General features: G+C 38.6%; 12 protein-coding genes. 1 reads left to right on the top strand and 11 read right to left on the bottom strand.

Features of this window, described 5'->3' with window-relative positions; genetic code table 11:
- Window positions 1-570: 570 nt before the first annotated feature.
- Window positions 571-1431 carry a helix-turn-helix domain-containing protein gene (locus tag ACYQ3L_RS16810; RefSeq protein ID WP_379997963.1) on the bottom strand — a complete coding sequence of 287 codons (861 nt, stop codon included), beginning with the start codon at window positions 1429-1431 and terminating at the stop codon, window positions 571-573.
- 87 nt (window positions 1432-1518) lie between these two features.
- On the opposite strand from ACYQ3L_RS16810, the gene map reads away from it, so the two are divergent.
- On the top strand, window positions 1519-2274 hold the full coding sequence (gene map, locus ACYQ3L_RS16805) for a type I methionyl aminopeptidase (protein ID WP_379997965.1): 756 nt from the start codon (window positions 1519-1521) through the stop codon (window positions 2272-2274).
- Between the two features lie 58 nt (window positions 2275-2332).
- Here map and arsM read toward each other — a convergent pair whose 3' ends face one another.
- The 10 genes from arsM to ACYQ3L_RS16755 all read right to left on the bottom strand — a co-directional run bounded on the left by arsM (window position 2333) and on the right by ACYQ3L_RS16755 (window position 13641).
- Window positions 2333-3145 carry an arsenite methyltransferase gene (gene arsM / locus ACYQ3L_RS16800; protein ID WP_379997967.1) on the bottom strand — a complete coding sequence of 271 codons (813 nt, stop codon included), beginning with the start codon at window positions 3143-3145 and terminating at the stop codon, window positions 2333-2335.
- Between the two features lie 15 nt (window positions 3146-3160).
- Window positions 3161-4195: an ACR3 family arsenite efflux transporter gene (gene arsB, locus ACYQ3L_RS16795; RefSeq protein WP_379997969.1), complete on the bottom strand. Its 1035-nt coding sequence runs from the start codon at window positions 4193-4195 to the stop codon at window positions 3161-3163.
- Entirely contained in the window at window positions 4188-4613 is a 426-nt protein-coding gene (locus ACYQ3L_RS16790) for an arsenate reductase ArsC (RefSeq protein ID WP_379997971.1), read from the bottom strand. Before ACYQ3L_RS16790 ends, arsB begins: the two co-directional genes overlap by 8 nt.
- A gap of 73 nt (window positions 4614-4686) precedes the next feature.
- Window positions 4687-5151 (bottom strand): GNAT family N-acetyltransferase, encoded by a 465-nt coding sequence (locus tag ACYQ3L_RS16785; RefSeq protein WP_379997973.1) that lies wholly within the window; start codon window positions 5149-5151, stop codon window positions 4687-4689.
- A 1-nt stretch (window position 5152) separates the two neighbouring features.
- Entirely contained in the window at window positions 5153-5473 is a 321-nt protein-coding gene (locus ACYQ3L_RS16780; protein WP_379997975.1) for an ArsR/SmtB family transcription factor, read from the bottom strand.
- A 174-nt stretch (window positions 5474-5647) separates the two neighbouring features.
- Window positions 5648-6469: an alpha/beta fold hydrolase gene (locus ACYQ3L_RS16775; RefSeq protein WP_379997977.1), complete on the bottom strand. Its 822-nt coding sequence runs from the start codon at window positions 6467-6469 to the stop codon at window positions 5648-5650.
- Between the two features lie 241 nt (window positions 6470-6710).
- Window positions 6711-7847 (bottom strand): efflux RND transporter periplasmic adaptor subunit, encoded by a 1137-nt coding sequence (locus ACYQ3L_RS16770; RefSeq protein ID WP_379997979.1) that lies wholly within the window; start codon window positions 7845-7847, stop codon window positions 6711-6713.
- A gap of 3 nt (window positions 7848-7850) precedes the next feature.
- Window positions 7851-9053 (bottom strand): TolC family protein, encoded by a 1203-nt coding sequence (locus ACYQ3L_RS16765; RefSeq protein ID WP_379997981.1) that lies wholly within the window; start codon window positions 9051-9053, stop codon window positions 7851-7853.
- On the bottom strand, window positions 9037-12180 hold the full coding sequence (locus tag ACYQ3L_RS16760) for an efflux RND transporter permease subunit (protein ID WP_379997983.1): 3144 nt from the start codon (window positions 12178-12180) through the stop codon (window positions 9037-9039). Before ACYQ3L_RS16760 ends, ACYQ3L_RS16765 begins: the two co-directional genes overlap by 17 nt.
- 81 nt (window positions 12181-12261) lie before the next feature.
- On the bottom strand, window positions 12262-13641 hold the full coding sequence (locus tag ACYQ3L_RS16755) for a sensor histidine kinase (protein ID WP_379997985.1): 1380 nt from the start codon (window positions 13639-13641) through the stop codon (window positions 12262-12264).
- Between the last annotated feature and the right edge of the window lie 2 nt (window positions 13642-13643).

The raw sequence follows: 13643 nt of genomic DNA, 5'->3' as shown, positions 1-13643 counted from the left end.
TTAAATAAAGGCACGGGAAAATAGCATCAGAGATGAGAATACCAATTGATATTGTAGGCTATACGGGTACATAAATTGAAGAGGTAATACTTATTAATTCTTTAAGCTTCAGTATATAATTAAAATATATTATATTTTTAACGAGTAGCTATTGTACGGACAAGTGTGTCCAATACTAAGACAAAATGTGATATTTTGAAATATACTAAAGTGTTCACCTTTATAAAAATTGGCAACACAAATATTTGATATATAGCTATCTGACTAAAAAGCAATGGATTCCGTCCATACCGCCAAAGTTAAAGGCAATAGGCGACAAAAAAATTAGTTAAATCGTACAATATCAACATATTGTACGATTTTTCTTTTTATTCATATAGCCGGGAAAAGACATAAAACAGGCATCCAACTGAAGAAGAGGAGCAATATTATATTTTCTCCCTGCTATGGTAATTTGAATTTTTGCAGATGATATATTCCGAGCAATCGTAGCAGATTACTTTGATGAGGGGCACACTTTATAATTTTTAGTTTGTTAGGTCTGATTATGAGGATTGCTCTATAATATTCTTATAATGCTTCTTTTCCGGAAATATACTCTACCGGGGTTTTCCCCGTAAAATCCTTAAATTCTTTAAGGAAATGGTTATAATCATAGTAGCCATTAGCGATAGCAACATTCAACAAATCATCAGGTTCAGCATGCAAATTTATATATGCAGAGATGAATCGTTGTAATTGTATGTATTCTTTAGGTGTAAGCCCCAGATGCTTGAAAAAGTTTCGCTCCAGCCATTTGTAATTTACTCCTATCTCTCTGATTACATCAGCCACGGAGATTTGTCCCTTAGCTTGATTGATTAGTTCAACAGCCGAATTTAATAAACCTGTTCTGGTATTTACTTTAATCAGGCTCTTTATGTACGATTCGATTATATCAATCTTGTCATCAATAGAATCTGTGGAAAATACTTTATCAAGGAATTCCGGATCAAAATTAATATCTGCTAATGTTCTGACATTATTGTATTTGAAAAAGGATGGATGTAAGTTGAACAGTTTATGAAAATATTCAGGCTTAAATCTTATAATCAGGATGTAGTCCAGATCTTCGGGATATCTTGCATAGACCTTCTTCATCACGCCCGCATCAACCCAACCCGATTTTATGATATCTTCTTTACCATCAGTATTAATACAAGCCTTATTGCTTTTATCAGGGAATAAAATAATTGCAGGAAAACCATCATTAAAAATCCAATGGTCAGCTTTATTCTGAATATCATAAAACAAATAGTAACCTTCAATATAGTCAATACATTCCTCAGATGGGGATTTCCTCATCCAATATCCACCATAGGGAAGACCTTTTTTTTGCTGAATAATTTCTTTCAGAAAGTTGATTGGCATACTGGGTACAAAGATATGCATAATGTTCAACTACAATGAGTTTACGATATGTCTAATTTATACTATGGCAGACTTTTTCTTAGTTATAACTTTACCTCAAAAAATAATATGATAGTACAGACAGATGAAGATTTAAAAGGTATCCAGGAGATTAGCGACATCGTTGCAATCACATTGAAAGAAATGAGAGAATACGCCAGAACAGGTATGACTACAAAAGAATTGGATAATTACGGGGCAGAAATTCTTAAACATTACGGGGCAAAATCAGCTCCTTTTGTAACATACAAGTTTCCGGGGTGGACTTGCATAAGTATTAATAATGAAATGGCACATGGTATCCCGTCCTCAAGAGTCCTTAATGAGGGAGATTTGGTCAATATAGATGTGTCTGCTGAATTAAACGGATTTTATGCAGACAACGGAGGTTCATTTGTGCTTGGAGAAGATATAAATGAGAATCAAAAATTAGTAGATGCTTCTATCGAGGCTTTGCACAATGCCATTTCCACGATCAAAGGCGGTGTTAAGATATCAGAGGTCGGGCGAATTATCGAGAGAACAGCTAAAGCTAAAGGTTACAAGGTTATTAAGAACTTGGGAGGACATGGTGTTGGAAGAGGTCTACATGAAGAACCCGACTGTATTTTAAATTATTACGACAGGTATGAGTACAGGAGATTTAAGAAGAATAGTATTGTTGCTATTGAAACATTCATTACAACCGATTCCACATCGGTTAATACAATGAAGGACGGCTGGACTCTTATAGGTAATAAAGGAGGCTTTTGTGTTCAGCATGAGCATACCCTTTTAGTAACCTCCGGCAAACCTGTTATTTTAACTGCAAAGAACGGTATTTGATATTTCTGAAAACTGAAAGAATGCAACTTTTGCTTTATGGAGACTCCCTTAAACAACTCTATGATTTTACCCCTGTCACAGTAATAGAATAGATTCCGACATTACCCCTTTTATATTTTTCAATTGTCGATTCATCCAAATGCTCCAGTAAGACTTCATCGGGAATGACAACTGTTTTTGTCCGTTCTATCTTAATATTAGAAAAGTTAGCTTTTTCAATCTCACCTAAATAATCGTCCTTTTGTATCGCACTGGCTATACAACCCGCATACATGGAAGCATTATCAGTAAATTCTTTTGGAAATACACCATTCAGCACAACATCAGAAACACAGAAATGGCCTCCTTTTTTCAATACCCGATATATTTCTTTAAAGATTTTATCTTTTTCGGGTAGCAAATTTAATACACAATTACTGACTACTACATCAATAGAATTGTCGGGTAAAGGCATATTCTCAATATCTCCTTCGATAAACTCAACATTTATATAACCTCGCTTTGTTGCGTTCTTTCGTGCCTTTTCTATCATTTGTGGAGAAAAGTCAATACCGATTACTTTTCCTTTTTCTCCGACTTCTGCCCTGGCTATAAAACAGTCGTTTCCTGCACCTGAGCCTAAGTCTAAAACGGTATTACCATCTTTAATACCTGCATACTCAGTAGGCAATCCACAGCCTACACCCAAATCAGCATCGGCTTCATATCCTTTAAGCCCGCTGTAATCTTCGCTCATGATCGTAAAGACCTTTTTTGAAGGAGTAGCAGGACTCGTTCCACAACAGCAACCTGACTTTAGAGCATCGCTATTCAATGCTAGTTCGCTATATCTCTGCTTTACTAAAGCTTTCTTTTCTTCGTTCGTGTTCATATTAAAAGTGTTATTTTATTTATAATATTTCTTTTTGAGCCAAAAGGCAATATTTACCAACAGTATAAGTACAGGCACTTCGACAAGCGGACCGACTACGCCTGCAAAGGCCTGTCCGCTATGCAATCCGAAGACACCTATTGCAACTGCAATAGCCAGCTCAAAATTATTGCCGGTGGCCGTAAATGCTATCGAAGCATTTTTATCATAAGACGCACCCATTAATTTTCCAGCAAAGAAGCTGAGGAAGAACATGACAACAAAATAGATTAGTAGCGGTATGGCGATTCGCACTACATCCAATGGTATTTGTACGATCAGTTCTCCTTTGAGACTAAACATTAATACAATGGTAAATAGTAAAGCGATTAAAGTAATTGGTGAAATTGCAGGGATAAACTTATCCTTATACCATTGTTCCCCTTTTATTTTAACCAATATCAAACGGCTTAAAATACCCATCAGGAAAGGAATACCTAAATAGATAGCGACTGTTTCGGCTATTGTACCTATGGATATATCTACGATTGCACCTTCGAATCCGAATAAGGGAGGTAGTTTTGTTACAAATATCCACGCATAAAAACTGTAAAAGAATACCTGAAATATACTGTTCAGGGCGACAAGTCCCGCACCGTATTCTGTATTACCTTCTGCAAGATCATTCCATACAAGTACCATTGCAATACACCGTGCAAGACCTATCAGAATAACCCCCACCATGTATTCGGGATAATCGTGTAAAAAGAGAATGGCAAGTAAGAACATTAGGGCAGGTCCGATAATCCAATTCAGGACTAACGAGACAGTCAGTATTCTGACATTCTTGAAAACTTTCGGCAGTTGTTTGTAGTCCACTTTTGCCAATGGCGGGTACATCATCAGGATAAGCCCGATTGCCAGAGGAATGTTTGTTGTACCGCTCGACATGGAATCAATGTAGCTGCTGAAAGACGGAATAAAATACCCCAATCCTACACCGATAGCCATCGCAAGGAAAATCCAAAGTGTTAAGTTCTTATCTAAAAAACTCATTTTCTTTTTACTCATGACCTTTTATCTTATCGGTGTATAATTCATAAAATGCTGTTTTGATTTCATCCCTTACCCTGATATACTCGGATTGAATAAATTCGGCTGTTCCCGTAGCTTCGGAAGGGTCGTCAAAGCCTATATGCAGACGGTTCTTTACTTTTCCTGAGAATGCAGGACAGCTTTCATTTGCACCCCCGCAAACAGTAATCACATAATCCCATTCATCATTCATATATAGCTCTATACTATCGGATGTATGGTGCGAGATATCCACTCCTGCATCCCACATAACTTCTATTGCTTTCGGGTTTACTTTTCCGCTTGCTTTTGTCCCTGCGGAATAAACAGATAAAGAAGGATCGAATGATTGTAAAAATCCATGTGCCATCTGGCTACGGCAACTATTTCCTGTACACAGAATTAAAATTCTCATATTGTTTATAATTTCGTATTTATACTAACAGTTCCTGTTTCGTCGAATAACGAATAAATATCTAAAAAAAATATCAGGATAAAACCCTTGATATTTTATAGTTTGTCATGGAAATACCAATGCAAACGGTCTGTTGTTCCAGAATAACATAGCCTTTTTTTGAGAAGAAAGGTTGAGCTGTAATACTGACATCAGCAATTATTTCTGAAATATCTTTCAACCGTGCATACTCTTCAATCTTTTTAAGTAAGAATGATGCAATGCCCATTCCCTGATAGTCCTTATGGACAAACATGGAATTTAAATATCCTGACAATTTTAAGGCAGCAAACCCTAATATTGTATTGTTTTCTTCAGCAAGTATAAAGTATTGCTCATTAATATGTTCCTCCCATACACTCGCTTCTTCTCCTCTTGCAGCCCAGCATCCGACCTGTTCGGGTGTATAGTCTTTCATATTGACTGAAAGGATAGTTGAACGATACAGTTCTTTAATGCCAGGGATATCTTTTTGGGTCGCAAACCTGATGTCCATCATATCAGCAAATATCGTCTGTTTTCTGTAATTGAGTAAACAAGCCACCAAACAGTTCTTTAGCTTTATTCCAATTCTCGTTATTGATACAATATTTCACGGTGGGTAATGTAATTGTTCCCTGAATCAATCCTGCATCTTTTAACTCGTTCAGATGTTGTGACAGTGTACTTTTAGCTATTGGTAATATCTCTGACATGTCGCCATGATAGCAGCATGACTGATTGGCAAGCATTTCCAGAATGGCAATGCGTATCGGATGCCCCAATGCTTTAGCAAAACGGGCTAATTGTTCCTGATCGGCTGTTAATTCTTTCTTTGACATAGACTCTATATTTATTGTTCGCAAATATACGAATATGATTTTAATTCGCAAAATCACGAACTGTTTTTGTTAATATAGAAAGGCCTGGCTCCATGCGGCTGGAATATAATAGAGATAACATTGACTTTTTGTTGGGAAACTAATTATACTGGAAAAATATATTGTCCACAAATCTTACTCTCTCGTTGTGATAAAGTTCATCAATATCCCGTTAAACGCTTCCGCATTATCCATATTAGCACAATGGCCTGCGTTTGCAATAATGTGAAATTCGCTGCCAGAATCATTCTCGTGCCATTGTTTTGCCATTTTGAGCGCCAATTCGTTATCCTTTTCGCCCGACAAAATGAGCAGTGGATACCTACGCTCTATATTTCGATCGGCTATCAACCTACCCAGCCCCGACATGACGGTAAAAGATTTTCGTGTAAAGTTTTTTGCACTTTCATAAAGACGGATTTGTTCCGCCTCATTTATAGCGGATACATTCGCCGTATATCTGCGAAAAGCATTCATTGAGAATATCATCATGATGAACCATTTTAGCATTTCCAGCCCTTGGGATTTAGCTACCTCCGGCTGTTTCCTGTTAATGTTATACCCACCGAGTGCCGTAAGGGACAAAACCTTGTTGGGATATTTCAGCGCAAAATCCTGTGCAAGCAGAGCCCCCAGAGAGACACCGGCTATATGTGCCCTTACCCTGTTTTCCGATTCCAATATTTTCGCAACGTGTGCAGCAGTCGCCGAAATTTTGTCTTTTGATTTTCCTACACCTGTCAATCCGTGTCCTAACATATCAACAGTTAGTACCTGGTAATTGGCTGAAAAATAATCTGTTTGACCGTCAAAACATCGGTGGTCGCCAAACGCAGGGTGTAGAAAAACAACAGTCTTTCCATGCTCGTTTCCGCTCACGAAATAGTGTATCGTATTCCCATTATGTCGAATGGTTTTGTGGTCTGCCTTGCTTTCTATTTGGATAGTAACTTCCATGCCTGTGATTTTATTGTTGTATTATTGATTCTCAACGATATGGTAGATTCTCATAAAACCAAATAATACAGCGGTTTTTGCCACCAAATTTACGAATAATTTTGGACTGACTGTCGTGTTATTCCGCTAAATCCCCTGTTCTTTTTCCTGTTTGGATTGAAGTAACGAGATAATAATGGAGTTATGCCCTGACCCGGCTTTTTCTTGTTATCCAATATGCGTGTTTTTATAGTTCAAAATATCACATTACATCATATACTCCTTTAGTCAAGACCTTTATTTCAGAATTCAGCCTATCATCAGGAATAATTTCTATCCAATTTCCATTTCTTTCACCTGTTTTTACTAAAGTTTTGCGGAAAGTATAAATACCCTCTTTTTCCGATTCCAAAACTAAAAGGAAGTTATTGCCTTCTTCTGTTGTAACAGCATCAAATGGAACACTCAAAGCATTACGTGAGTCTGCTACAAGCTGAGCCTCCACAAACATACCTGTCAATAGTTTTTGCTTTGTATCGGTATCTAAAGAGGCGTAAACATTAATAACACGGTCATTTCCTCCTACTGATTTTCCAATTTGTGAAACCTTTGCTTCAAACTCATCCGAGCCTACTTGCGGAACTGTAAACTTTATCTTTTGCCCTGTTTTCAGATTGAATATATCTTTTTCGAACACAGCCAATTCCAGATGCATGGCCTGTGTTTCCACAATTTCCATAATAACATCGGTAGATGAAATTGCCATACCCACATTGGCACTGATAGTTGTAATATCACCCGAAATAGGAGAATAAACCGTGATATAAGACGAGAATTTTCCCTGCTCTACCTGCGACGGATTGATACGAAGCATATTCAGCTTCTGACGGAGGCTTTCATAAGTTGCTTTGGTCCGTTTATAACCGCTCTCGGCTTCGAGGTATTTCTTTTGTGAGGATATTTTTTCATCAAATAAGGTTTTTTGTCTTTCGTATTCCGATTTCAGATATTCCATTTGCCCGGCTATTTCGAGATACGACTGCTGTAAATCAATATATTCAGGACTTTCGAGTGTAAGGAGTGGCTGTCCTTTGGCTATCTTATCACCTACAAGCAAAGAAATGGATTTGACATATCCCCCGACAAATGAAGTTACTTTTGCCCTGTTTTTTGGGGGCACATCTATTTTGCCTGAAGCTTTTATTGTGTTATCAAATTCCCTTTTCTGCAAAGTATTTATCTCCATTTTCATAGAGTTGAACTGCTCTTTTGTAATCTCTACCAAAGAGACGTCTTCCTGTTTGGTGTTTTCCCCCTCCGAAGGTTTGTTTTCTCCTCCACAAGAACCTAAAAAGCTAATTGTCAACGCAAACAGTATATAATAAGAATATCTTTTCATCGCTTATTCGTTAAAATTGAAGTAATGTAACTCTAAATAGGATTTATTATAAGCAAGGACATTGTCCAGATAACCGGACTCTATACCGATCGCATTTTCCATACTTTGGATGTATTGGAAAAAGTCTATTTCGCCGTTTTTATAACTCATATCGGCGGTCTTTATGATTTCTTCCGAAAGCATCTGTCCATTATCTGTATAGTAGTTAATCATTTCCTTATGCTGGTTCAGTTCGGCTTGTTTTTGCATATAGAAACCTTCCATCTGTATTTCGCGGTTGCTGCGCATAGCCTCCCAGCTTTGCTGTTCCAACTTTGCAGTTTTTTTTCTTGATATATTTCCGCTAAAGAACAATGGGATAGCTACTCCTATCTGAAAACCGTTTTGTCTGTATCCCAAACCTTTATTGGTTCCCGTGAATAATTCAACACTCAGGTCGGGAAGCCAATTCTGATTTTGTAACTTCAATTGAGAATTATAAGTGTTGCTGACAGTTGCCATATAATTCTTCTGCAATTCTTTGCCTATACTGGTATTTTCCAGATAGAGCAAGCTCAACTTATCATTGCCTATATGAAATTTTTCTTCGCTTTGTATCAACGATTTCAGTTGTTCATACAAAGCCTGTCTCTGGCTTTTTAGTTGAATCAGTGTCGCATATATTTGTTTTGATTTGGCTTCCGCTGTAATCTTTTCGAGATAATTAGATTCACCTAGCTCAAACTTACGGCTTCCGGCCTTTGAAAAAGCAGAATAAAGGCTATCCAGTTGTGTATATAGTTTCTCTTTATTTTGAGTATAAACAATCTCCTCATACACAAGGGAAATGGCTAGTGCAAGCTTGTTTTTTTGTATTTCGTACAATGCCTTATTTTGTTCCCATTGCGATTTATATACTTTCTTTTGAGCACTATAAACTGTAGGGAATGAGAATGTCTGCTCAATACCAAATACCCTTAAAGCCCTATCGTTGGGGGCAACATTATTTTCGTCATATCCGTAATAAACAGTCGTTTTATCAAAATCGAAAGCTGTATTGATTTTCGCTTTTGAAGCCTGTGTCTGCAATTGGTAGGAACTTAATTCTTTATTATTGGCAAGTGCCGCCTCTATCAGTCTGTCCAGTTCCGGATTGCTTTGTGAATAGGCTACCGGACTAAATACCAATAACGAACCTAGCCATATATATTTAAATATCTTCTTCATCCTGAGTCAGATTTTTGTCAAACATTTTAAATAGAATGGGTAAAACCACCATAGTAAGAAGTGTGGCTGTAAATAACCCGCCGATAACCACTGTTGCCAAAGGACGTTGTACCTCCGCACCTGCCGAAGATGAAATAGCCATCGGAAGGAAACCAAGTGCAGCGGCGGCGGCAGTCAGTGTAACGGGGCGAAGCCTGTCGGTAGTACCTTTCAGAATTAGCTCGTCCACATTTTTCATTCCTCTGTGTTTTAATTCTTTCAGATGTTCAACCAATACAATTCCGTTCAGTACGGCTATACCAAACAAGGCAATAAATCCTACACCTGCCGAAATACTGAAAGGCATTCCTCTCATCCAGAGTAACAAAATACCTCCTACAGCGGATAGCGGAATAGCTGTGAAAACAAGCAGCGTCTCTCTCATTGAGCCAAAAGCAAAATACAGAAGTATAAATATGAGGCATAAAGCCACGGGAACGGCTATCATCAGACGGTCTTTGGCATTCTGCAAATTCTCAAATTGTCCGCCATAAGTCACATAGTATCCCGGAGGCAGATTGATTTTTTCATTAATAATAGTAGAAACATCTTTTACCACACTTTCCATATCCCGGTTGCGCACATTCACGCCTATTACAACCCGGCGTTTGGTATCGTCGCGGGAGATTTTGGCCGGTCCTTCGGCATATTCTACTTTTGCCAGTTCCCGAAGAGGAATCTGCCCACCATTAGGAAGCGGGACATACAGATTTCGCAAGTCTTCAATATCATTCCGAAGATTTTCTTCAAGGCGGATTATAAGATCGAAACGGCGTTCTCCTTCAAATACACTTCCTACGGCCGTTCCGGCAAAGGATAATGCTACAATATCGTTTATATCCGATATATTCAGTCCGTACTGCGCTATTCGTGTGCGGTTGTATTCGACAGTCATTTGGGGTAGTCCGTCTATCTTTTCCACTATAATATCGGCGGCACCATCTACATGAGCTATCGCTTGCTTTATCTGTTCGGCTTTTTCGGCCAATACACCCAAGTCTTCTCCAAATATTTTGATGGCGACATCGGAACGCGTACCTGAAATAAGCTCATTGAAACGCATTTCGATAGGCTGAGTAAATTCGATTTCCATATTTGGGATAGTAGCTTCCAGCTCCTCTTTTATCTTATCGGCTAATTCATCTTTCGATCTTGCCGAAACCCATTCGCTTTTCGGTTTTACCTTCACGATAATATCACTTTCTTCCATCGACATGGGGTCGGTAGGTACTTCGGCGGCACCTATCCGGCTGACAATTTGTTCTACTTCGGGGAATTTATCCAGTATCGTTTTTTCTATTAACGTGGTCGTTTCAATCGTTTTAGCCAAAGATGTTCCGGTTTTCAGAACAGGCTGGATAACAAAGTCACCTTCATCCAACTGCGGAATAAATTCTCCTCCCATTCGGGAAAATATAACTATTGCCAAAACAAGCAATCCGGCTGCTCCTGCCAATGTTTTCTTTGTATGTTTTAGCCCCCATGTGATAACGGGTAAATAAGAGCGGGTCAGTAACCTCATTATACGGACTGTTATTCCATTCCTTTTCTGTACCTGTGGTTTTATAATAAGGGATGAAACTACGGGGACATAGGTGAGGCAAAGCAACATTGCACCTATCAGCGCGAAGCTGAATGTAAGAGCCATAGGACGGAACATTTTCCCTTCCACACCTGAAAGAGAGAGTATCGGAATGAATACTATTAAGATTATAAATTGTCCGAAAATTGCTGAATTCATCATGGTAGATGAACTGCTTAGCGTTATCCTGTTTATTTCCTTCTTTCTGTCGGCTACAGGCAGATGACTGAGTTTGGAGGCATTCGCTGTCATTTGTGCCGAAACAAATTCGACTATGATGACCGCACCGTCTATTATAATACCGAAGTCGATTGCTCCCAGGCTCATCAGGTTGGCGTCTATGCCGAATATCCTCATCAGGGAGATAGCAAACAAGAGTGAAAGCGGTATAACTGATGCGACAACAATTCCCGAGCGGAAATTACCAAGTAATACTACTACCACAAATATAACTATCAGACATCCCAGAATAAGGTTTTCTGCAACGGTGAAGGTCGTTTTAGCTACCAACTCGCTACGTTCGAGGAATGCATTGATATATACACCTTCGGGAAGGACTTTCTGTACTTCCTCTACACGCTTTTTTACTGCATTGATGGTTTCTTTTGAATCTGCCCCTTTGAGCATCATTATTTGCCCAAGCACTTTCTCGCCTTGGCCATTGCCTGTGATCGCACCAAAACGGTTGGCGCTCCCAAAACGTACTGTAGCGATGTCTTTTATTAAGACAGGGATACCGTCCATATTCTTGACTACTATACTTTCGATATCTTCAATGGAACTGATTTTCCCTTCGCCCCGGATGAAATAGCTTTGGTTTACCTTTTCGATGTATGCTCCTCCGGCAATGCTGTTATTCTTCTCCAGAGCTCTTACCAAATCGCCTGTGGTTATAGACATTGCTTTCAACCGCGATGGATTGATAGCTACTTCGTACTGTTTAAGATAGCCACCCCATGTATTGATTTCAACCACTCCGGGAATACCCGAAAGCTGTCGTTTCACTATCCAGTCCTGTATCGTGCGCAGGTCCGCAACCGAATATCTGTCTTTGTATCCGGGTTTTACATCTAAAACGTATTGGTAGATTTCCCCCAATCCTGTCGATATAGGTCCCATTTCAGGAGAGCCGAATCCTTCGGGTATAAGTTCCGATGCTGTTTTTATTTTTTCGGCTATTAACTGACGGGGAAGGTAAGTACCCATGCTCTCATCAAAAACGATGGTTACAACTGACAGCCCGAATTTTGAGACAGAACGTATTTCCTGTACCCCGGGCAAATTGGCCATCTCCATCTCAATGGGATAAGTAATGAATTGCTCAATATCCTCTGTAGAAAGATTGGTGGAAGTAGTGATAACCTGTACCTGATTGTTCGTAATATCGGGCACAGCCCCGATTGGTATATGGAATACGGAATAAATGCCATAAATGAATATGGCTAGAGTAAACAGTAAGACAATAAGCTTTCGGTTGAGACTGAACCGTATGATCTTTTCTAACATCTACTTCTCTTTTTACCTAATTTTTAATAACAAACAAAAGTAGAAGTATGTTAAAATAGTTTGCTTAAGATTTGCTTAAGATTAAGGGATTTTCAGCCTGACTGTAGTCCCGGCACCTTCTTTGCTGGACAACTCTATACGGATATTGAGAAGAGAACAGAATCTTCTTACAATGGATAGTCCCAGGCCAAAGCCCTTGATGTCAGCATGGTCTGTAGACCGATAAAATTTATCGAAAATCTTTTCCAGGTCTTTTTCTGGAATACCTATACCATTATCTTTAATTTCGCAGAAAATATATTTATTCTTTTCATTGACTTTAATCTCAATTTCTCCGTTTTGATATGAATATTTAATAGCATTGGAGAGAATATTATTGATGATGGTAGAAAATAAATATATATCTGTTTTAATGCCGATATTTTCGGGAGGGATATTGGTCATAACCTGAATATTCTTCTGTGAGATATTCCCGGAGAAAAATTTTAATGATTCGTCAATAATTTGCTTAATGTCGGTTTCTTCCAGTCTTAAAGACTGTTTTTGGTTTTCATAACGTGTTAGGATTAGCAGTTCGTCCACTAAATGGTTTAAGCGGTCAATCTCTTTGACACAATATCTTATTTTTTCTTCGTATTCTTCTTGTTGGCGTGGTTTCCGTATCAGGACTTCAAGGGTTCCTTTCAATATAGCCAAAGGAGTGCGGAATTCGTGCGAGGCATACGATGTAAAAGATTTTTCCCTTTCTATGGTCTTTTCAATACGGTCGAGAAGTTTGTTTATCGTATCGGAAAGTATATATAATTCGTCTTTGTTGTGAGGCAACGGGATACGCTCTGTCAAGTTGTCCCGTGTTATTTTATTCGATGTATTTATAATCTCATTGATTGGCTTGATACTTCTACCTGCAATAAAACGGGCAACGAGGAATAAAATGATAAGTATAACAGGATATGTGATAAGCAATATATGCCGCAATGTTTCCAATACTATTTCAGCTCCTTCGCGTGCCACTGCAACCAAGAGGTGTCCCACATGCTTTCCGTTTCCATCCATAATGGGGACCTGGACCTGCCTGATTCTTTTTTCAGCCAGTTCTCCATTATAAAATACATTGTCGGGCTGGCTGGAGTCGTAGAGTAAGTGGCTTTCCTTCAAATTAGGAGACTTATCTATAAGATTACCTTCTATATCCAGGAATTCGATAAACACAGGATCAACACCAACTGTATTATGTTCTCTTTCCATCCATTCTTTATGTCTCTTCAAAGCGATTTTTCCATCTTTGACTTCAACCTCATTAGAATGACGATCAACTTCCCGTTGCAGATCTTCATTCAGATGGCCCGATACGCTGAATTCTACGACTATGTATATAGTGGCAAATACGAAACCAATCAATAACGCGGTCGTTATTATGTAATTGAGAGCAATCCTGTTTCTGAATGAAAAATTCTTCATGG

The sequence above is a fragment of the Dysgonomonas termitidis genome, from assembly GCF_054657735.1.
The sequence above is the reverse complement of the archived record's forward strand: the minus strand, read 5'-3'. Positions and strand labels throughout refer to the sequence as shown.